This is a genomic window from Anoxybacillus sp. B2M1 (assembly GCF_001634265.1).
GTDB classification, from domain to species: domain Bacteria; phylum Bacillota; class Bacilli; order Bacillales; family Anoxybacillaceae; genus Anoxybacteroides; species Anoxybacteroides rupiense.
This window is the reverse complement of sequence record NZ_CP015435.1, coordinates 1,798,990-1,819,218: the sequence shown is the minus strand read 5'-3', so window position 1 is coordinate 1,819,218 and position 20,229 is coordinate 1,798,990. Positions and strand designations below refer to the sequence as shown.

The 20,229-nt window shown below is 42.5% G+C and carries 20 protein-coding genes and 1 other annotated feature; of the genes, 15 read left to right on the top strand and 5 right to left on the bottom strand.

Features of this window, described 5'->3' with window-relative positions:
- Positions 1-50: 50 nt before the first annotated feature.
- A complete protein-coding gene (locus GFC28_RS08790) occupies positions 51-287 on the bottom strand; it encodes a hypothetical protein (protein ID WP_044745725.1) in 237 nt (78 codons plus the stop codon).
- A 165-nt stretch (positions 288-452) separates the two neighbouring features.
- Here GFC28_RS08790 and GFC28_RS08785 point away from each other — a divergent pair, with 165 nt between their 5' ends.
- The 5 genes from GFC28_RS08785 to GFC28_RS08765 all read left to right on the top strand — a co-directional run bounded on the left by GFC28_RS08785 (position 453) and on the right by GFC28_RS08765 (position 4,657).
- Complete coding sequence (locus tag GFC28_RS08785; RefSeq protein ID WP_044745726.1) at positions 453-1,385, top strand: beta-ketoacyl-ACP synthase III; 933 nt, start codon at positions 453-455, stop codon at positions 1,383-1,385.
- 49 nt (positions 1,386-1,434) lie between these two features.
- Positions 1,435-2,676, top strand: a complete 1,242-nt coding sequence (gene fabF, locus GFC28_RS08780) for a beta-ketoacyl-ACP synthase II (protein ID WP_044745727.1) — start codon at positions 1,435-1,437, stop codon at positions 2,674-2,676.
- Positions 2,677-2,778: 102 nt separating this feature from the next.
- Positions 2,779-3,546 (top strand): DUF2268 domain-containing putative Zn-dependent protease, encoded by a 768-nt coding sequence (locus tag GFC28_RS08775; protein ID WP_044745728.1) that lies wholly within the window; start codon positions 2,779-2,781, stop codon positions 3,544-3,546.
- 84 nt (positions 3,547-3,630) lie between these two features.
- Complete coding sequence (locus GFC28_RS08770; RefSeq protein ID WP_044745729.1) at positions 3,631-3,831, top strand: YuzI family membrane protein; 201 nt, start codon at positions 3,631-3,633, stop codon at positions 3,829-3,831.
- Positions 3,832-3,916: 85 nt separating this feature from the next.
- Positions 3,917-4,657, top strand: a complete 741-nt coding sequence (locus GFC28_RS08765; RefSeq protein WP_044745730.1) for a YjbA family protein — start codon at positions 3,917-3,919, stop codon at positions 4,655-4,657.
- 55 nt (positions 4,658-4,712) lie between these two features.
- Here GFC28_RS08765 and trpS read toward each other — a convergent pair whose 3' ends face one another.
- Entirely contained in the window at positions 4,713-5,702 is a 990-nt protein-coding gene (trpS, locus tag GFC28_RS08760) for a tryptophan--tRNA ligase (protein ID WP_044745731.1), read from the bottom strand.
- Positions 5,703-5,766: 64 nt separating this feature from the next.
- Positions 5,767-6,003 (bottom strand) — a binding site (T-box leader).
- Positions 6,004-6,528: 525 nt separating this feature from the next.
- Here trpS and GFC28_RS08755 point away from each other — a divergent pair.
- The 5 genes from GFC28_RS08755 (at position 6,529) to GFC28_RS08735 (ending at position 12,134) form a co-directional block, all read left to right on the top strand.
- Positions 6,529-8,169 carry a peptide ABC transporter substrate-binding protein gene (locus tag GFC28_RS08755; protein WP_044745732.1) on the top strand — a complete coding sequence of 547 codons (1,641 nt, stop codon included), beginning with the start codon at positions 6,529-6,531 and terminating at the stop codon, positions 8,167-8,169.
- Positions 8,170-8,259: 90 nt separating this feature from the next.
- Positions 8,260-9,195 (top strand): ABC transporter permease, encoded by a 936-nt coding sequence (locus tag GFC28_RS08750; RefSeq protein ID WP_044745733.1) that lies wholly within the window; start codon positions 8,260-8,262, stop codon positions 9,193-9,195.
- 2 nt (positions 9,196-9,197) lie between these two features.
- Entirely contained in the window at positions 9,198-10,115 is a 918-nt protein-coding gene (locus tag GFC28_RS08745) for an ABC transporter permease (RefSeq protein ID WP_044745734.1), read from the top strand.
- 11 nt (positions 10,116-10,126) lie between these two features.
- Positions 10,127-11,194 carry an ABC transporter ATP-binding protein gene (locus GFC28_RS08740; RefSeq protein ID WP_044745735.1) on the top strand — a complete coding sequence of 356 codons (1,068 nt, stop codon included), beginning with the start codon at positions 10,127-10,129 and terminating at the stop codon, positions 11,192-11,194.
- Between the two features lies 1 nt (position 11,195).
- Positions 11,196-12,134: an ABC transporter ATP-binding protein gene (locus GFC28_RS08735; protein WP_044745736.1), complete on the top strand. Its 939-nt coding sequence runs from the start codon at positions 11,196-11,198 to the stop codon at positions 12,132-12,134.
- A 285-nt stretch (positions 12,135-12,419) separates the two neighbouring features.
- Here the strand turns inward: GFC28_RS08735 and GFC28_RS08730 are convergent, their stop codons facing one another.
- Positions 12,420-12,611, bottom strand: coding sequence for a hypothetical protein (locus GFC28_RS08730; RefSeq protein ID WP_044745737.1), 192 nt, complete (start codon positions 12,609-12,611; stop codon positions 12,420-12,422).
- A gap of 395 nt (positions 12,612-13,006) precedes the next feature.
- On the opposite strand from GFC28_RS08730, the gene spxA reads away from it, so the two are divergent.
- Positions 13,007-13,405: a transcriptional regulator SpxA gene (spxA, locus tag GFC28_RS08725; RefSeq protein ID WP_044745738.1), complete on the top strand. Its 399-nt coding sequence runs from the start codon at positions 13,007-13,009 to the stop codon at positions 13,403-13,405.
- A gap of 49 nt (positions 13,406-13,454) precedes the next feature.
- On the opposite strand, the gene GFC28_RS08720 is transcribed toward spxA, so the two are convergent.
- The gene (locus GFC28_RS08720; RefSeq protein ID WP_044745739.1) at positions 13,455-14,123 is read right to left on the bottom strand and encodes a TerC family protein; all 669 of its coding nucleotides are present in this window, start codon (positions 14,121-14,123) and stop codon (positions 13,455-13,457) included.
- 195 nt (positions 14,124-14,318) lie between these two features.
- Here GFC28_RS08720 and mecA point away from each other — a divergent pair, with 195 nt between their 5' ends.
- From mecA to pepF, 4 genes are all read left to right on the top strand, one after another.
- Entirely contained in the window at positions 14,319-14,990 is a 672-nt protein-coding gene (gene mecA / locus GFC28_RS08715; protein WP_044745740.1) for an adaptor protein MecA, read from the top strand.
- A gap of 66 nt (positions 14,991-15,056) precedes the next feature.
- Positions 15,057-16,568 carry a cardiolipin synthase gene (gene cls / locus GFC28_RS08710; RefSeq protein ID WP_044745741.1) on the top strand — a complete coding sequence of 504 codons (1,512 nt, stop codon included), beginning with the start codon at positions 15,057-15,059 and terminating at the stop codon, positions 16,566-16,568.
- A 278-nt stretch (positions 16,569-16,846) separates the two neighbouring features.
- Positions 16,847-18,061 (top strand): competence protein CoiA, encoded by a 1,215-nt coding sequence (locus GFC28_RS08705; protein ID WP_044745768.1) that lies wholly within the window; start codon positions 16,847-16,849, stop codon positions 18,059-18,061.
- A 55-nt stretch (positions 18,062-18,116) separates the two neighbouring features.
- Positions 18,117-19,931, top strand: a complete 1,815-nt coding sequence (gene pepF / locus GFC28_RS08700; RefSeq protein ID WP_044745742.1) for an oligoendopeptidase F — start codon at positions 18,117-18,119, stop codon at positions 19,929-19,931.
- 20 nt (positions 19,932-19,951) lie between these two features.
- Here pepF and GFC28_RS08695 read toward each other — a convergent pair whose 3' ends face one another.
- Positions 19,952-20,143, bottom strand: coding sequence for a hypothetical protein (locus tag GFC28_RS08695; RefSeq protein WP_044745743.1), 192 nt, complete (start codon positions 20,141-20,143; stop codon positions 19,952-19,954).
- Between the last annotated feature and the right edge of the window lie 86 nt (positions 20,144-20,229).

The window sequence follows — 20,229 nt, the reverse complement described above, 5'->3', positions numbered from 1 at the left end:
GTGTGGAAAAAATAGGAACCGCACAATCGGTTCGTTTCGATCTACGTTATTTATTTTTTTAATAAATCCGTAAAAGAAGTAAACGTTTTCATGAATGGTTTGAGTTGATGGAACGAGGAGACAAGTGTATCAATGTCCTGCATAAGCTGTAGAAAATCAACCCCCTGCTGGGAAGAGGATGTTTCTGCTACGTTTGTTTGTTTTTCTTGACGAAATGGAAAGTCTCCAAACATTAGACGAGAAAAACGGTCATTTAGCTGATGGGTCGTTTGTTTTTCTTCTTCCACATGAGATCCCCCTTTCTCCTTATAAGCAATTTATGTTCAGAAAAGTAGAAATGATTAGACAGATGACATGGACCAAACATTTATATTGCGTGATTATGAAAACTTCGATAAAATTAGTACCAAGTAATAGTAATTGGTTATATAACAATAAAGGAGATGTTCTGCATGAATGCAGGTATTATCGGAATCGGCCGGTATTTGCCGGAAAAGGTAGTCACCAACCTCGATTTGGAAAAAATGATGGATACGTCTGATGAATGGATTCGGACTAGAACGGGAATTGAAGAGAGAAGAATTGCCGCTGATGATATTGACACGTCAGATATGGCTTATTTTGCTGCTGTGAAGGCTCTTGAGAACGCCCGGATCTCAGCTGCGGAACTTGATTTAATTTTAGTGGCTACAGTAACGCCGGATCGTCCATTTCCGTCAGTTGCTTGCATGCTGCAAGAAAGATTGGGGGCGACAAAAGCAGCAGCCCTAGATATTAGTGCAGCCTGCGCTGGCTTCATGTATGGAATGGTTACAGCAAAGCAATTTATTGAAAGCGGAACATATCGATATATATTAGTGATAGGAGCGGAAAAATTATCGAAAATCGTAAATTGGGAGGACCGCAATACGGCTGTTTTATTTGGTGATGGGGCAGGTGCTGTCGTGATGGGACCCGTTTCCGAAGGACGCGGTATTGTATCCTTTGAATTAGGAGCTGACGGAACAGGAGGAAAACACCTATATCAAGACGAATATGTTGTTATGAATGGTCGAGAGGTGTTCAAATTTGCGGTTCGTCAAATGGGGGAATCATGCATTCACGTACTCGAAAAAGCAGGATTGTCTAAACAGGATGTGGATTTTTTAGTTCCGCATCAAGCCAATATTCGTATTGTTGAAGCAGCTAGACAGCGCTTGGAGCTGCCGGAGGATAAAATGTCAGCAACCGTCAGAAAATATGGCAATACGTCCGCTGCTTCTATTCCAATTTCGATTGTCGAAGAACTAGAGGCTGGAAAAATCAAAGACGATGATCTAATCATTATGGTTGGTTTTGGGGGCGGTTTAACATGGGGAGCGATCGCCTTAAGATGGGGACGCTAAAATAACGATGAAAGCTCTTTGACTACAAACGGAAAGAGAGGCAAAAAGGATGGAAAAGAGAAGAGTCGTTGTCACAGGTTTGGGAGCAGTGACTCCGCTTGGTAATGATGTGGAAACAACATGGGAACGTATAATAGCAGGCGAAAATGGCGTGGGTCCGCTGACTCGTGTCAATCCAGATGATTATCCGGCAAAAGTTGCGGCAGAGGTAAAGGATTTTAATCCGGAACTTTATATGGATAAACGTGAAGCGCGTAAAATGGACCGCTTTACTCAATATGCGGTAGCATCTGCACTTATGGCTGTAAAAGATGCCAATTTAACAATCAATGAAGAAAATGCCGAGCGAGTGGGCGTATGGATTGGCTCAGGAATCGGCGGAATGGAAACATTCGAGCAGCAGTTTGAAATTTTTCAACAGCGCGGTTATCGCCGTGTAAGCCCATTTTTTGTACCGATGATGATTCCTGATATGGCGGCAGGGCAAGTATCGATTATATTAGGAGCAAAAGGAATCAACTCTTGTACAGTTACAGCATGCGCAACGGGCGCGAATTCGATTGGCGATGCGTTTAAAGTCATTCAACGCGGTGATGCGGATGTGATGGTGACAGGAGGAACCGAAGCGCCGATTACGAAAATGGCATTAGCCGGATTTTGCGCGAATACGGCTTTATCAACAAATCCTGATCCGGACAAAGCAAGCCGGCCATTCGATAAAAACCGTGATGGGTTTGTGATCGGAGAGGGTGCTGCTATTCTCGTGCTCGAAGAATTAGAACATGCACGCAAGCGGGGCGCTCGTATTTATGCGGAAATCGTTGGCTATGGATCAACGGGAGATGCTTATCACATTACAGCTCCTGCACCAGGCGGGGAAGGCGGTGTGCGGGCGATGCGCCAAGCGCTCGCTGATGCCGGAATGAAGCCAGAAGAAATCGGTTATATTAACGCTCATGGAACAAGCACCGAATATAACGATAAATATGAAACAATGGCGATAAAAGAGGTCTTTGGCGATCATGCTTATAAATTGGCAATCAGCTCAACCAAGTCGATGACCGGCCATTTATTGGGTGCCGCAGGCGCGGTTGAAGCAATGTTCTCCATCTTGACAATGATCGATGGAGTGATTCCGCCAACGATTCATTATGAAACACCGGATCCAGAGTGCGATCTTGATTATGTGCCAAATGTGGCGAGAAAACAGGAAGTAAACGCTGTTTTAAGCAACTCGCTTGGCTTTGGCGGACATAATGCCACTCTTATTTTCAGAAAATATACGGAATAATCAACAAGGCGATCTCATAAAAAGCGGGATCGCCTTTTTTTCACCCCTTTTTCTGCTCCATCATACGATAGGAAATAAGGAAGAGAAAGGGGGAAGCGAGAAATGCCGGTTATTCATACCGACGAATGGCTCGCTACGGAACAGCCGCTGCAGCTATGCGAACGGCTAACCGATTATTTTCAAGGGGGCAACGCTCGGCATATTTATGTTCATCTTATTCATCACGGAATGCATTCGTTATCGGAGGAAGCGAAAAAGATAACAGAAACCATGAAGCGAAAGCAGCTATGGGAGCGAACGGAAAGGATCTATCATCGATTACAAAAGCGCTGGAACGGCCCGGATGTACCTGTTTTTATTTTTCCGGCAAATGAACATAACAGAAAGATGGCTCGAGATTTTAATAGTAAAGGCGGTCTCGCCTACGCTGATAAATTGTTTTTATTTTTGTTGCCGCAGCATTCATGGAAAGAAATAGAGGCCGTATTGACTCATGAATACAATCACGTTTGCCGCCTAGCAAAGCAACCGAAAAAGGAATATCCGCTGCTTGACGCCGTGATTTTAGAGGGCTTGGCAGAACAAGCAGTCGGGCAAGACGTGGGAAAAGAATATCAAGCCAAATGGACATCATACTATTCAGACGATGAATTGCGCCATTTTTGGAAGCAATATCTTGACCGCTATCAAATGATTTTTCCGTCACATCGATTATACGACCGCCTTTTATATGGCCGCGGTCTATATCCTGAGATGCTTGGATATGCGGTAGGCTACGGAATCATATGTGCCGCCTTGCAAAAAGAGCACGACTTTTTTAAGCTGATGGAAATGCCTGCAGAGCGCATTCTGCAGCTCGCGCAATTTTAGCAATCGTCTTAAGGTCATAGTCATGAACAATGCCGCTTGCACATATATGTAGAAATAAGATGGACAAGGCGATGGAGGAAAGCGATGCGCGTATTCATTTATTTGCTCGGCTTTGGTTTTTCAGTTATAGGGGGGGTTACATCCATTGCTTATTTAAATCTCATCACACCGGAGCGAGGGTGGATCGATTACTTTCAATTGATTAGCACGAGAATGGAGTGCTATTTACTTCCAATCGGCATGATTGTCATGTGGTTCAGTCTATACTTTCCGGATCAAGAATAATGGATAAAAAAGGCTGCTGTGGAATAAAATAATCCCCCTCTGCCTATAATGATGGACAAATAGCTTTTGAAGTGAGGGGTATCTTATGTTATATCTTCATGATATTTGGGTGAATTGGTTTGAAGGCGAGGAAAATGGGTATAACGTCTGTCACTTTCATGAATGGAGAAAGGATGACCAAGTCGAATTGCTCGATCAAGTTCCGCTTTTAAAGGTATCTTCCCGTTTGTTTGATTATATAGAAAATAGTTTGTCGGAGATACCTAAGCCACTTTTAGAAGATGTTTATCAAAAAGCATATGTGCGGAAAAACCATGAACGTCTTCAGCTTGATTATTGTTTCGTTGTAACGGATGGAAAAGGAATATTAGCGATTGACACGATCGGTTCGAGCATTCCAATTCGCAAAAGTCGGCTGATTCCAAGACAAGAGCAGCTTGTCTATGAAATGGTCGCGGACCAGCAAGAAGAAGCCTATCCGCTTCCTTCATATGAAAAAGAATATCATATTTTATCGCCTGCTCCGGAGCTGATGAACGGACTGACACGGAAGGAGCGCCAACTCAAACAGCTTTTGTTTATGGCGATGGATCAGCTTTATTCAACGAAAAATGTAGCAGAAATTCGCTATTGGTACACGGAATGGGCGCCGCATAAATATCCTTTAATTCAGCAAATGTCATTTGAAGAAGCATGGCAGCAGCTATATGAGGAAACAAAATACGATTGGTCGGAAAAGCACGTTCAACTATGCGAAAAAATGATTAAAGGACAGCCATTTTTTGAAAAGCTGTGGGAAATGGAGCAAGAGCCGCGGGTTAACTAAAGAGGTTGAATAAAAAGCAAGCCGATGTTGCGGCTTGCCTTTTTTTGCTTTGTTGTTACCCTCGATTTCGTCCTAATCCTATCGCATGTTCCATTTTTTTGAGCATTTCGTTTGCTACTTGGTTCGCTTTCTCTGCCCCTTTATCAAGGATGTCATCAAGAGAGCTGCTTTCCATTAAATGATAATATTTCTCTTGAACCGGAGCGAGGGCATCCATAATCACTTGAGCTAAATCGCTTTTAAATTCTCCATAGCCTTTTCCGGCATATTGCTGTTCTAATTGTTCGATCGTTTTATTTGCTAAAATGGAATAAATATTCAATAAGTTAGTAACACCAGGCTTCGTTTCCTTGTCGTAGCGGATCGTTCCTTCAGAATCGGTTACAGCGCTCTTAATTTTCTTTTCAATGGCTTTGGCATCATCTAACAGCGTAATATATGATTTTTGATTTGGATCCGATTTACTCATTTTTTTCAATGGATCGGCCAATGACATAATTCGCGCTCCGACTTTTGGGATGCGCGCTTCAGGGATGGTGAAAATTTCCCCGTATCGTTTATTGAAGCGCTCCGCTAAGTCGCGAGTTAATTCAATGTGCTGCTTTTGATCTTCGCCAACAGGAACGATGTCTGTTTTATAAAGAAGAATATCAGCCGCCATTAACGGCGGGTATGTTAATAGACCCGCGCTCACTGCCTCTTTTCCCGCCGATTTATCTTTAAATTGCGTCATCCGTTCAAGCTCCCCGATATAGGAAAGACACTGTAAAATCCATCCGGCCTGCGCGTGAGCAGGAACTTCTGATTGCACAAATAAAGTGGCTGTGTTCGGATCAATGCCGACCGCTAAATAGAAGGCCGCCAAGCTGCGGATATTTTGACGCAGCTGTTTTGGATCTTGCGGCACGGTAATCGCGTGCTGATCGACGATACAAAAATAGCATTGATATTCGTGTTGCAGCTCAACAAACTGCCGCATGGCACCAATATAGTTTCCAAGGGTGAGAACTCCGCTTGGCTGGATGCCAGAAAAAATGGTTTTCATGAGATAGACCACTCCTTTTCCATTATTTGCTCATAAATAAAGGCCCTATCTCCCCTTAGCGAAAATTAGGGACGATAGGACCGCGTTGCCACCCTAGTTATTGCACAGAAACGTGCAATCACTCTGATCCATGCTGTGTCATGCATGGCGCCTCTGTAACGCAAGGCAGACGTCTGAGCCTACTCTCCAGTTCAGCCCAGATGCTCGAAAGCCCATTCCATATTGCTAGCCGCTTGTTCCCACCAACCACAAGCTCTCTGAAGGCATCACAACATGTACTCTTCTTTCTCATCGCATGCTGTTTTTTTCTTTATTCTAATGCATGAAGAACATTTGTGCAAGAAATAACCGTCGATTTTCCTATTTCTGTATTATTATATCAAGCTTATTGAAAAAATTATTTTCAAAAAATTCTCTTTCCTAAATTAAAGTGATAAATTGCTAGTGTAATGAAAGGATAAATTTAAAAAAATGAAAATGTAAACGCTTTAATTTGTTGTTTTTTCAGTTTTTTTTTGTGATTTTGTAATTTTTTTTATTTACATTTATCAAAAAAAACTATAAAATGCTAATTAGCTGAAAAATAAAGTTAAAAAAACAATTTTAACAAATGGAAAATTCAGAAAAAACAAAAATATAGAATGATTTCTTTTTTAAGTATATTAATATTTTCGATCTGTAGTAGAGCAGATAAAATTTTTCCATCCAGAGTGATGGATCTAGGCTCTTGTACATACCGGCTCAAGATGCAACTAGGGTACCAAAAGTTCTGCGCTTTTACGTAGGACTTTTGACTATAAAAATTTTTTACTAGGGGGGAAATTCATTGAAGAAAAGACTATCTCTTTTGTTCAGCTTAATGCTAGTGCTTAGTCTCTTCCTTGCTGCTTGTGGCGGATTCAGCAAAAAAGATGACGCCAGCGATGATAAAGCAGGAGGCAAAAAATCAGATGTTCCGCAAGAGCTGCGTGTGAACATTAAGACTGAGCCGTTTTCTCTACATCCTGGTTTGGCGAATGACTCTGTTTCTGGTAACGTGTTGCGCCAAACATTCGAAGGGTTGACAACCATTAAAGACGGCAAACCTGAATTAGCTGCTGCAGAAAGCTACGAGGTTTCCGATGATTTAACGACTTACACATTCAAGCTGCGCGACGCAAAATGGACAAACGGTGACCCAGTGACAGCGCAAGACTTCGAATATGCTTGGAAATGGGCGCTTGATCCAAAGAATGAATCACAATACGCTTATCAGCTTTACTATATTAAAAATGGCCAAGCCTATAATGAAGGAAAGGCGAAGGCTGAGGACGTTGGCGTAAAAGCACTTGACGAGAAAACACTGCAAGTGACTCTTGAAGCTCCAACCCCTTACTTTTTAGAATTAACAGCGTTCTATACGTATTATCCAGTGAACAGCAAAGTGGCTCAACAAAAACCAGACTGGTATAAAAACGCAGGGCCTGATTACACTTCAAACGGTCCGTTCAAAATGGTCACTTGGGAGCATAACAGCAAAATCGTTCTTGAAAAGAATGAATCCTATTGGGATGCGAAAAACGTCAAGCTTGAGAAAATCGACATGGCGATGGTCAATGACACCAATACGGAGCTTTCCATGTTTAACAACGGAGAGCTAGATTGGGCAGGAATGCCTACTGGCCAATTGCCGACAGACTCTTTGCCGCAGTTAAAGAAAGAAGGTAAATTGCACGTTCAGCCAATCGCAGGTACGTATTGGTACAAATTTAATACGGAAAAACCACCATTCAACAATGTGAATATCCGCAAGGCATTCACATATGCGATCGACCGCAAAGCGATTGTAGAAAACGTGACAAAAGGCGAGCAAATTCCAGCGATGGCTGCTGTGCCGCCAACGATGTTCCCTGAAAATGAAAAGGGATATTTCAAAGATAACGATGTCGAAAAAGCAAAAGAGTATTTACAAAAAGGTCTTCAAGAGCTTGGCTTAAAGGATGTAAAAGATTTGCCGCCAATCACTCTGTCCTATAATACGGACGACGCTCACGCTAAAATTGCTCAGGCCATTCAAGACATGTGGAAGAAAAATCTAGGCATTAATGTGAAGCTGGAAAATGCAGAATGGAACGTATACATTGACAAATTGCATTCTGGCGATTATCAAATTGGCCGCATGGGTTGGTTAGGAGACTTTAACGATCCAATCAACTTCCTGGAGCTATACCGTGATAAAGAGGGCGGTAACAACGATACAAATTGGGAAAATCCGAAGTTCAAACAATTGCTAATCGATTCACAAAAAGAGGCTGATCCAGAAAAACGTAAGCAAATGCTCAAAGATGCAGAACAAATTTTAATGGATGAGCTTCCAATCGCGCCAATCTACTTCTACACAAATACTTGGGTGCAAAAAGACAACCTAAAAGGCGTGGAAGTATCAGGCCTTGGCGATGTTCAATTCAAATGGGCATATTTTGAATAAGGTGTGAATGAGTGAAGGTATATGGGAACTGTCCCGTATACCTTCATTTCACGATGAAGCCAAATTACAAAAAAATGGAGGTGTTTGAATATGTTGCGGTATATAGGCAGACGTTTGCTCTATATGTTGCTATCACTCTTTTTAATTATTACAGCGACGTTCTTTTTAATGAGAGCTGCGCCAGGTGGACCTTTCTCTGGGGAGAAAAAGTTGCCTCCTGAAATTGAAAAAAACTTAAATGAATACTATGGGCTGGATCGCCCTTGGTACAGTCAATATTTTGACTATTTAGTTTCTGTTGCGAAATGGGATTTCGGTCCGTCCTTTAAATATAAAGGACAAACAGTGAACGATCTCATTAGCGACGGCTTTCCGGTTTCTTTTTTTCTTGGAATGGAAGCTTTGCTGATAGCAGTAAGTATCGGGATTTTGTTAGGGATTATTGCTGCGCTGAATCATAATAAATGGCAGGATTACGGAGCGATGGTTTTTGCCGTTCTCGGAATATCGGTTCCGAGCTTTATTATGGCCTCTGTTTTGCAATACTTTTTAGCGATTAAGCTGCATTTGTTCCCGGTGGCCCGATGGGAGTCATTGCAGCACACGGTTTTGCCGGCGCTTGCGCTTGCGGCGACACCGATGGCGTTCATTGCTCGCCTGACTCGTTCCAGCATGCTGGAGGTATTAAGCAATGATTATATTCGCACAGCGAAGGCAAAAGGGCTTTCAAGAGGACAAATTACGGTAAAACACGCCATTCGCAACGCTTTATTGCCTGTTGTCACCTATTTGGGACCATTGTCCGCAGGGATTTTAACGGGAAGCTTTGTCATTGAAAAAATCTTTGGTATTCCTGGATTGGGAAGCCATTTTGTATTGAGCATTTCGAATCGTGATTATACCGTGATTATGGGAGTTACGGTGTTTTACAGCATTTTACTGCTGGCATCTGTCCTGCTTGTGGATATTGCGTACGGCTTCATTGATCCTCGAATTAAGCTAGCCGGTGGAAAGAAAGGAGAGTAATCATGCAACAAATTCCAAAAGAGATGTTTCAGCCAGCGGCAGCAGAGCTGGGCGAAGCGGAAAAAATATCGAGACCGAGCCTTTCTTATTGGAAGGATGTTGCGATTCGCTTTCGCAAAAATAAATTAGCGATGTTTGGCCTAGTTTTGCTTGTACTCTTAGTCTTTATGGCGATTTTTGGACCACACATGACGAAATACGACTATGCGACAAACGACTTAATGAATACAAACCAGCCTCCATCTTCTAAGCACTGGTTTGGCACAGATGATTTAGGTCGGGATGTATTCGCGCGTACATGGTATGGTGCTAGAATTTCTTTGTTCATTGGTTTAGCCGCAGCGCTTATTGACTTATTGATTGGGGTGCTGTGGGGCGGTATTTCCGGGCTTCGCGGTGGCAGAACGGACGAAGTGATGATGCGGATTGCCGATATTTTATGGGCCGTTCCTTATTTGTTGCTCGTGATTATCTTAATGGTTGTTTTAGGCCAAGGACTAGGTACCATGATTTTAGCGATGACGATTACCGGATGGATCAATATGGCGCGCATCGTTCGCGGGCAAGTGCTTCAGCTGAAAAGCCAAGAATATGTACTTGCATCGCAAACGCTAGGTGCAAGCACATCGCGGATTATGTTTAAGCATTTAATTCCAAACGCGATGGGCCCGATTCTTGTCACATTAACCTTATCGATTCCATCTGCGATTTTTACAGAAGCATTTTTAAGTTATTTAGGTCTTGGCGTGCCGCAGCCTTTAGCGAGTTGGGGGACGATGGCTTCTGATGGAGTACAAGCCATGCAATACTATCCATGGCGGTTATTTTTCCCAGCTACTTTTATTTGCTTAACGATTTTTGCATTTAACGTAGTAGGGGACGGTTTGCGCGATGCGCTAGATCCGAGATTGCGTAAGTAAGGGGTGAAGACATGGAGAAGCTGTTAGAAGTAAAAAACTTAGAGGTTTCGTTTCAAACATATGGCGGAGAAGTTCAGGCTGTGCGCGGTGTTAGCTTTCACTTAAACAGAGGGGAAACGCTGGCGATTGTAGGGGAATCAGGATCCGGAAAAAGCGTGACTTCCCAAACCATTATGCGCCTTATTCCAACACCGCCGGGCAGAATCAAAAATGGACAAATTCTTTTTGATGGAGAGGATCTTGTTAAGAAAACAGACAAGGAAATGGAAGCGATTCGCGGAAAAGATATCGGGATGATCTTTCAAGATCCAATGACATCGTTGAATCCAACCATGAAGGTCGGACATCAGATCATGGAAGTGTTAACGAAACATTTGAAAATGGACAAATCGGCTGCAAAGGAGCGGGCGATTGAATTGTTGCGTCTTGTTGGGATTCCGATGCCGGAAAAACGCGTGACCCAATATCCGCACGAATTTTCCGGGGGAATGAGACAGCGGGCGATGATTGCTGTAGCCTTGGCCTCCAATCCGAAGCTATTGATTGCCGATGAACCAACGACAGCGTTGGATGTAACGATTCAGGCGCAAATTTTAGAGCTGATGAAAGAGCTGCAGAAGAAAACCAATACGTCGATTATCTTTATTACTCATGATTTAGGGGTCGTTGCTAATGTAGCGGATCGTGTGGCCGTCATGTACGCAGGAAAAATCGTAGAAATGGGAACGGTGGATGAAGTCTTCTATGACCCGAAGCATCCTTATACATGGGGATTATTGGCGTCGATGCCGAGCTTAGATAGCGATGATAAATCGGAATTAGCGGCCATCCCAGGAACGCCGCCAGATTTGACAAACCCGCCAAAAGGCGATGCATTTGCGCCGCGCAATCCATATGCGATGAAAATCGACTTTGAGTTGGAGCCGCCGCTGTTTCAGATTTCGGATACGCACTATGCAGCGACATGGCTGCTTCATCCGGACGCGCCAAAAGTAGAGCCGCCTGAAGCGGTGAAAAAACGTTTGCGCAAGCTCTCCTCCAATTACCCTCAACCTGTTATTGTAAAGGAGAGTGAGTAAAATGGCAGAAAAGCAAAAACTGATCGAAATCAAAAATCTTAAGCAGCATTTTAACGTCGGGCATGGACAAGTGATCAAAGCAGTAGACGGTATAACGTTCGATATTTATAAAGGAGAAACGCTTGGTCTTGTGGGAGAATCTGGATGCGGGAAATCGACGACAGGAAGGACGATTATTGGCTTATATCAAGCAACGAGCGGCGAGGTGCTGCTGAATGGCGTGAGCGTTCACGGCAAAAAATCGCCTAAAGAATTAAAAATGTTAAAGCGAAAAATGCAAATGATTTTCCAAGATCCATACGCGTCGCTGAATCCGCGCATGACCGTTGCGGACATCATTGCTGAGGGCATCGATATTCACGGTCTTGCAAAAACAAAAGAGGAACGAATGAAACGGGTATACGAGCTCCTCGAGACGGTTGGCTTAAATCGAGAGCATGCGAATCGATATCCGCATGAATTTTCCGGCGGTCAGCGGCAACGGATCGGAATTGCCCGCGCTTTAGCGGTTGAGCCGGAATTTATTATTGCCGATGAACCGATTTCTGCCTTAGATGTTTCGATCCAAGCGCAGGTTGTGAACTTAATGAAGAGACTACAGCGCGAAAAAGGACTGACTTACTTATTTATTGCCCATGATTTGTCGATGGTGAAATATATTAGCGATCGCATCGGTGTCATGTATTTTGGAAAAATGGTTGAATTGGCAGAGGCGGAAGAGCTGTATCGCAACCCGATTCATCCTTATACAAAAGCATTATTATCCGCGATTCCGCTGCCGGATCCGGAAACAGAACGAGTGCGCAGGAGAGCGATTTATGATCCATCACAGCACCAATATAAAGATGGAGAAAGTCTCGAATTTCGTGAAATTACGCCGGGCCATTTTGTATTATGCTCGGAGGAAGAATACAAAAAATATAAAGCCATGCATAGTTGATCTCTCGTTTCGAGAGATCTTTTTTTAATAAATGGAATGGATATGAATGATTATAAAACATTTTGATTCATTTGACTATTCTAAAAATAAAAAAACATAGACTGTTGGCGACCCTTCATGCTGCATCACTGGCTCTGCTCATGAATGTCTTGATTCGGCAGCGTTTCTTGTCTTCCGAACGTTTTCAAGCCATTCTGATGTAAGAAACGTCACCATGAATGGAGGGATGCTTAAAATGATGGTAGACAAAGTCCATGTTGACTTTGTCTACCATCTTCTTGAGCATTATCCCGAGATTTTTTTGCCGCCAACGCGATTCCAGCCTTCTTGTGTTTTGGCTGTTTTTTGAATGTGCTCCAATCGTCTGGAGCCGCCAAATACATATTCGCCAACCCCGTTGGCAAAAACCCCCATTAGCGCCGTCATTCCAATGATGAGGACGCCGACAATCACGAAATCGATAAAATATTGGGTCATATGCCCTTCCTCCCCTTACCTGCTTATAGAATGGCCAACAATGGAAATAAGCAAGATGCCGAAACAGGGATGTTCGTTCAAGTAAACGCTTCGACTGCTTCACTTTATCATCGAATCAGCCGATAAAAAGCGAAGACGGTCGCATGGTTTCGTTTTTGAGGTCATGGATGGCCGTTGTTATTTTCCTTTCTTTATATTGTAGAGGATTTTAGAGAATATGGGAAGCGGGATGAAGAAAATGGGGGGACTTTGAAAAACTATACCGTTCTTAGGAATTTTATTGTATAATATACAATATGAAATCCATTTTCATCTAAATATGAGCAGAAAACAAGCTGACTGGCTCATATGTAAGCAGGACTATTTATCCTGTTAAAGGAGAGTGAGTAACAATTATGGTTACATTGTATACATCACCTAGCTGCACCTCTTGCCGCAAAGCAAAAGCGTGGCTAGAGCAACATGATATTCCGTATGTTGAACGAAATATTTTTTCTGAACCGCTGTCAATCGATGAAATTAAAGAAATTCTTCGCATGACAGAAACGGGGACAGATGAAATTATCTCTACTAGATCAAAAATTTTCCAAAAATTAAATATAAATCTCGAGTCATTGCCGCTCCAAGATTTATATGAGATTATCCAAAAATATCCGGGGATTTTAAGAAGACCGATTATCATTGATGAAAAACGTCTTCAAGTTGGGTATAACGAGGATGAAATTCGCCGCTTCTTGCCGCGCAAGGTGCGAGCTTATCAGTTGCGTGAAGCTCAACGGCTCGTTAATCAGTAAAAAACTTCTACATGGTTGCTCCATGTAGAAGTTTTTTATCATCTTGTTCTTATGTCCAAGAGCGGTCATTTTTCCGATTGATCAGCCAGCCGGCACAGATGATGAACATAGCGGCGGCAAATGGGAAAAAAGGGCGAAGAGAAACAACTTCGTCAATATGTTGGATTCGTTGTTCTCCTAAGATCATTTTCCCAGCTGTATACGCTAAAATGGCTGCTCCAATGTAAATTAAAAAAGGATATCGCTCCATTGAATAAAGTATAATTTTGCTGCCTAAAATGATAATCGGAACAGAAAAAAGAAATCCAAAGACGACAAGAGAAGCACGGCCATCCGCTGCACCGGCGATGGCAATAACATTATCTAATCCCATCACCACATCTGCTGCAACGATGGTTTGTACTGCTTTCCAGAGCGAGGTTGCTGATTCAATGTGCGTAGGTGTTTCGTTTTTTTGAATTAACAGTTTGAGAGAAATCCAAAGCAGCATGCATCCGCCTACAAACTGCAAAAACGGAATCTTTAGCAATATGACGACCGCCGCTGTTAAAACGATGCGAACGGCAATGGCTAACGTGGTTCCAAGCACAATGGCTGTATTTCGTTTCTGCTCCGGTAACTTTCTGCTCGCTAAAGCAATGACAACTGCGTTATCTCCGCCAAGAATGACATCAATACCGATGATGAGAAGAATCGAAGTTATATATTCGCTTATCATTTATGTTCCTCATCTCCTTTTCTTTCATCATCATTATAGTAGGACATGTTTCATTTCATCACTATTTTTTGAAAAATGGGGGTTTTTTTATTTCCCTTCTGAAGGTTTTTATCATAAAATAGAAGTACAAGGCATCGCCTTTCGGGGGTAAAAAAGTCCCTTCAAACTCAGTCTTGGAGAAGGGAGAGTTGACAAATGGAAATGGAACGCATTAATGAGCATACGGTGAAGTTTTATATCTCTTATGTTGATATAGAAGAACGCGGCTTTGACCGCGAAGAAATTTGGTATAACCGCGAACGAAGCGAAGAATTGTTTTGGGAAATGATGGATGAAGTCCATAACGAAGGAGATTTTTCGCTTGAAGGGCCGCTTTGGATCCAAGTGCAAGCGCTTGATAAAGGATTAGAGGTGCTAGTGACAAAAGCGCAGCTGTCCAAGGATGGAAGCAAATTAGAGCTTCCGCTTCCTGAAGAAAAATTGCTTCCGATGGACGAAAAAATGGAGGAGCTTCTTGACCACCATTTTCATGTGCAGCAGGATAGCGGTGGGCTGACAGAAGACGAGGAAGAAGAAGTGCTTCATTTTACGATCTCTTTTAAAGATATCGAAGACTTGATTGCGCTTGCTCATCGCGCTGATTTTACAAATGTGAAAAACAGCCTGTTTCAATTCGAAGGCCGCTACTACTTATTTGTTGAATTTGATGAAAACTATACAGAACACGAAATCGACAATTGGTTAAGCATCTTATTAGAATACGGGATCGATTCTCAACTAACCATTTATCGATTAGAGGAATACGGAAAAGAAATTATTCATAGCAATGCATTGGCTACGCTGGCTAAACATTTTCCGTTAAAGTAAAAGCCGATTTCAGCTGTTGAAATCGGCTTTTTCTTCGAGAACAACAAACGGATAGGGTGAAATTCATTGCGAAATACGTTGCAAGTGTTCATTTTTTTACTTCTGCTAAGCGTACTTTTATTTTTTACAAAAGACTATTGGGAAGGCTGGCTTCTTGGATCGCTCAGTATTTTGACGACCTGTTCCGTTATTTTTATCGCCTTTGTCATTTCCTTGGAAAATCGGCGGCCAGCTCAGACGCTAACGTGGCTGGTCGTGCTTGGAAGTTTTCCGCTCATCGGCTTTTTCTTTTATATCCTATTCGGTCAAAGCTATCGAAAACAGCGGTTATTTAAAAAGAAGGCGATGCTGGATGAACAAATGTTTCTAAAATTTGAGGGGCAGCGCGATTTTAACATCGAGCAGATGAAGCATATCGAAGAGCACCAGCTGCCGCTTCTCCGGCTTGCCCACCGTCTTGGCAAAAGCCCTGTTTCTTTGGCGACGGAAACGAAAATATTAACGAATGGAGAAGCAACGTTTTCCACTATTTTTGCAGAGCTTGAGAAAGCGAATCATCATATTCATTTAGAATATTATATTGTCCGCCATGATGACGTTGGACAAAGGTTGAAGAACATCTTGATTGAAAAAGCACAAAAAGGGATACATGTCCGTTTTCTATATGACGCTGTTGGAAGCTGGAAGTTATCGAAAGCGTACATTCAAGAGCTTTGTGATGCTGGAGTGGAAATGGTTCCGTTTTCCCCTGTCCGTCTTCCTTTTTTAAATAATAAAATTAACTTCCGCAATCATCGTAAAATTATTGTCATTGATGGAACAGTGGGATTTGTTGGCGGGTTAAATATTGGAGATGAGTATTTGGGCAAAAACGAATACTTTGGCTTTTGGCGCGATACGCATTTATGGATTCGCGGAGAAGCCGTAAGAACACTCCAGCTTATTTTTTTGCAGGATTGGTACTATATGACCGGGGAAACCTTATTAACATTAAATTATTTATCGCCGACCCTCATTCCGAACAGTGAGAAGGGCGGCATCCAGCTTATTTCTGGCGGACCCGATCAAGAATGGGAGGTTATCAAGCATTTATTTTTCGCCATGATCGTATCGGCGAAAAAATCGATTTGGATTGCGTCTCCTTACTTTATACCAGACGAGGACATTTTCGAAGCGCTAAAAGTGGCGGCATTAAGCGGCATTGATGTTCGCATTTTGGCACCCAAACGGCCTGATAAAAAAATAGTGTTTTATGCTTCACGTTCCTATTTTCCAGAATTATTGGAGGCTGGAGTGAAAATTTACGAATATCGCAAAGGCTTTTTACATAGCAAAATTATTATTGTCGATGGGGAGCTTGCCTCGATTGGGACAGCCAATATGGATATGCGTAGCTTTCATCTGAATTTTGAAGTGAATGCTTTCTTATATCATACAGAAAGCACAAAAACGCTTGTAGCTGATTTTTTAAATGATTTGAATGATTCCGATCCCATTGATTATGAAACATTTAAAAAGAGGCGCTTGGCCACCCGTGTGGTCGAATCGATTTGCCGCTTGCTTTCTCCGCTTCTTTAGCGATTTCTATCCAAAAGGTTTATGGAACAGCCTGAGCGTGATGGCTCAGGTTTTTGTTATATCAGAATGGATCTCTTGTCCTTTTTTCAAGAAGTAAGGCGTATCTAGTTTCAAGCACCAGCGGCTCGAGTTACAGCTATCCGCGCAGGATCAAGCGCGTTTGGTTCACGATCTTCTTGGCGCTCTTGTCCTTGTTTTATATTCGGCAGCTAGCAGGAATTTACGCCAAACGGAACGAATGCTATAAAGAATAAGCGGTGATGAAAGGAGTGTTTTTTTTGCTGGTTGCACAACGTTCAAATGGCCAAACGATTTCTCTATTGGATGGCTGGACGCGGCAAAAGCTCAAGCGACTGAAGGAAGAAGAAACTTTTGTTTGTCCCGGATGCCAAAAAGAGGTGATTCTAAAGCTGGGTACAAAGAAGCTGCCACATTTTGCCCATAAAAGAGAAACGAAATGTCCGTTTGAGCATGAGGCAGAATCGTCGTATCATGCTTCTGGAAAACGGGATTTGTTTACGTGGCTGCAAAAACAAGCACCCGATGTTCAGCTAGAGCCCTACTTTCTTACGATTCAACAGCGTCCAGATCTTTATGTGAACATCCAAGGCCGGCCGTATGTGTTCGAATATCAATGCTCGGTCATAAGCGAAGCACAATTTCAAAAGCGCAATAATGGCTACAAAAAAACGGGTATGCAGCCCATTTGGATATTGGGAGCACACCAGCTTCAACGACTATCCGCTTTTCATTTTAAGCTTTCTAGGTTTCAATGGCTATTCACACAGTACGTGTCCTCCATTTCCCCGCAACCCTTGCTTTTCTATTACTGTCCTCAGACAAAGAAGCTGATCCGCCTCGTTCATCTCGTTCCTTTTTCGATCTATCATGCTTTTTCTGTTCCCATCATTCAAAAGCTTGATCATGTTCGTATCCATGATTTTTTTACTTATCCGCAAATTTCGTTGCCGTCCTCCTTTTGGCGAACATGGCTCATGCAAAAAACAAAATGGCGCCAAACCTTTACGTTCTATCCTTCCACGGTGACGAGGGCAGTCTGTGCGGATTTCTATTTGCACCACCCTCCATCTTTATTTCCTTGTGAAGCAGGGTGGCCGCTGCAATTTGGCTATTTATTTGAAAGTCCTCCATTTATTTGGCAGACCTATATTTTACTTTTTATAAACAGTTCCAACCGAACGTATTCGCTTGCGGAGATTTATAACTGGATAAAGAAAAAAATTGCAGAACGCAAGCTATTTGTACGTGCGCTTCCATTGGCACAAGCATACCCTTACACAAGGGCGATATATGAGTATATCCAGCGGCTGGAACAGCTCGGCTATGTTCGATGGATGACCAAAAAGTCCGTTCAGCGCATCCAAAACTGGACGTTTCCGGCGACGATAGAAGAAGCACTGGCCAATGATCGCTCATTGCTTGAGCAAATAAAAAGAACGTCGCTGTCATATAATGATTGGAGGGAATTTTAAAAAGAAAGAGAATACTACTATAATGTAATGTTTGATAAAGGAGGACAATTTGCATATGACTGAAAAGCAAGCGGTAAAATCATTGCCAAAGCGCAATGAAATTCCTATCGAGGAAACGTGGCGGCTTGAAGATATTTTTCCAAGCGATGAGGCATGGGAGCAAGAATTTCAAGAAGTCAAAAAAATGCTGCCCCAGCTCGCTGATTATCAAGGGCGTCTAGGAGAATCCGCCGATGTTTTCTATGAGGCGCTGCAATATCAGGATCATTTGTCGCTGCGTCTTGACAAGCTGTATACGTATGCGCATATGCGCTACGACCAAGATACCACCAACTCTTTTTACCAAAGCTTAAATGATCGGATTAAGGGGCTTTACAGCGAAGCATCAAGCGCAATGGCTTTTATCGTGCCAGAAATTTTGGCGATTGATGAGGCGAAAGTGAAGTCATTTCTTAAGGAAAAAGAGGAACTTAAGCTTTATGAACATGCTTTAGATGAAATTAACCGACAGCGGCCGCATGTGCTGAGCGCAAAAGAAGAGGCGTTGCTTGCTCAAGCGGCGGAGGTGATGGCCTCATCAAGCAATACATTTGGGATGCTAAATAACGCCGATTTAAAATTCCCGACCATTATTGACGAAAATGGGGAAGAAGTTGAAGTGACGCACGGACGTTACATACGCTTTCTTGAAAGTGAAGATCGCCGCGTTCGCCGTGATGCGTTTAAAGCTGTGTATAAAACATACGGAAAATATAAAAACACTTTTGCCAGCACGCTTAGTGGCGCAGTGAAAAAAGATAACTTTTTTGCCCGCGTGCGCCAGTATCAATCTGCGCGTCAAGCGGCTTTAAGCAGCAATAATATTCCGGAGAGCGTTTATGATAATCTTGTGGAGACTGTAAATAAAAATTTGGATTTGCTGCACCGATATGTTCGATTGCGCAAAAAAGCTCTAGGGATTGAGGAACTTCATATGTACGATTTGTATACTCCTCTGGTGAAAAATGTAAAAATGGAAGTGACATATGAAGAAGCAAAGCAGTATCTACTAAAAGGACTAGCTCCACTTGGCGAAGAATATGTAAGCATCGTGAAAGAAGGACTGGAAAATCGTTGGGTCGACGTGCGTGAAAATGCAGGAAAAAGAAGTGGAGCTTATTCTTCAGGAGCTTATGGAACCAATCCATATATTTTGCTGAACTGGCAGGATAATGTCAATAATTTATTTACGCTTGCCCATGAGTTTGGCCATTCTGTCCACAGCTATTATACGCGGAAAACGCAGCCATATCCATATGGCAGCTACTCGATTTTCGTGGCGGAAGTCGCTTCGACATGCAATGAAGCATTGCTCAATGATTATTTGCTAAAAACGATTGAAGAGGAAGACAAGCGGTTGTATTTGCTCAATCATTATTTGGAAGGTTTTCGCGGCACTGTATTTCGGCAAACGATGTTTGCTGAGTTTGAGCATATGGTTCATGTAAAAGCCCAACAGGGAGAAGCGTTAACAGCCGAATCACTGACATCTATGTATTATGAGCTCAATAAAAAATATTTTGGAAGCGATGTGGTTGTTGATGAGGAAATCGGTTTAGAATGGGCGCGAATTCCGCATTTTTACTACAATTATTATGTATATCAATATGCGACAGGCTTTAGTGCGGCTACAGCGTTGAGCAAGCAAATTTTAGAAGAAGGAGAGCCGGCTGTTCAACGGTACGTTGAGTTTTTAAAAGCCGGCAGCTCTGATTATCCGATTGAGGTGCTGAAGAAGGCTGGAGTGGATATGGCGACAGCTAAGCCAATCGAGGAAGCGTGCCAAGTGTTCGAGCAAAAACTGGAAGAGATGGAACAACTGCTGTCGTAGATAAAAAACGAATGTGGGGATTACCACATTCGTTTTTTTTGAAATCCTTTAAAACGGTTGCGGTTGTTAAATGTCCATAATGCGAATAAAATCGAAAGAAACAAAAGCGGCATCGTAATGAATAAAGGCATGACGTGCATTAAGCCGAATAAATTCAAAAGAAAGGCAATCAACACTATCAACATCCAAAAAATGAGCGTGATTCGTTTCATTGTTCCCTCCATTTCTAGCTGTTTTATATTCATTGTATGATGATGGTCCGGCTTAACATGCCTTGCTTAAGGATTTATGACAAAAT

What these genes read in the sequence shown, in the direction of transcription:
- GFC28_RS08785 (WP_044745726.1), top strand. Translation starts at nt 453, where the DNA reads ATGAATGCAGGTATTATCGGAATCGGCCGGTATTTGCCGGAAAAGGTA.
- fabF (WP_044745727.1), top strand. Translation starts at nt 1,435, where the DNA reads ATGGAAAAGAGAAGAGTCGTTGTCACAGGTTTGGGAGCAGTGACTCCG.
- GFC28_RS08775 (WP_044745728.1), top strand. Translation starts at nt 2,779, where the DNA reads ATGCCGGTTATTCATACCGACGAATGGCTCGCTACGGAACAGCCGCTG.
- GFC28_RS08770 (WP_044745729.1), top strand. Translation starts at nt 3,631, where the DNA reads ATGCGCGTATTCATTTATTTGCTCGGCTTTGGTTTTTCAGTTATAGGG.
- GFC28_RS08765 (WP_044745730.1), top strand. Translation starts at nt 3,917, where the DNA reads ATGTTATATCTTCATGATATTTGGGTGAATTGGTTTGAAGGCGAGGAA.
- trpS (WP_044745731.1), bottom strand. Translation starts at nt 5,702, where the DNA reads ATGAAAACCATTTTTTCTGGCATCCAGCCAAGCGGAGTTCTCACCCTT.
- GFC28_RS08750 (WP_044745733.1), top strand. Translation starts at nt 8,260, where the DNA reads ATGTTGCGGTATATAGGCAGACGTTTGCTCTATATGTTGCTATCACTC.
- GFC28_RS08745 (WP_044745734.1), top strand. Translation starts at nt 9,198, where the DNA reads ATGCAACAAATTCCAAAAGAGATGTTTCAGCCAGCGGCAGCAGAGCTG.
- GFC28_RS08740 (WP_044745735.1), top strand. Translation starts at nt 10,127, where the DNA reads ATGGAGAAGCTGTTAGAAGTAAAAAACTTAGAGGTTTCGTTTCAAACA.
- GFC28_RS08735 (WP_044745736.1), top strand. Translation starts at nt 11,196, where the DNA reads ATGGCAGAAAAGCAAAAACTGATCGAAATCAAAAATCTTAAGCAGCAT.
- GFC28_RS08730 (WP_044745737.1), bottom strand. Translation starts at nt 12,611, where the DNA reads ATGACCCAATATTTTATCGATTTCGTGATTGTCGGCGTCCTCATCATT.
- spxA (WP_044745738.1), top strand. Translation starts at nt 13,007, where the DNA reads ATGGTTACATTGTATACATCACCTAGCTGCACCTCTTGCCGCAAAGCA.
- GFC28_RS08720 (WP_044745739.1), bottom strand. Translation starts at nt 14,123, where the DNA reads ATGATAAGCGAATATATAACTTCGATTCTTCTCATCATCGGTATTGAT.
- mecA (WP_044745740.1), top strand. Translation starts at nt 14,319, where the DNA reads ATGGAAATGGAACGCATTAATGAGCATACGGTGAAGTTTTATATCTCT.
- pepF (WP_044745742.1), top strand. Translation starts at nt 18,117, where the DNA reads ATGACTGAAAAGCAAGCGGTAAAATCATTGCCAAAGCGCAATGAAATT.
- GFC28_RS08695 (WP_044745743.1), bottom strand. Translation starts at nt 20,143, where the DNA reads ATGAAACGAATCACGCTCATTTTTTGGATGTTGATAGTGTTGATTGCC.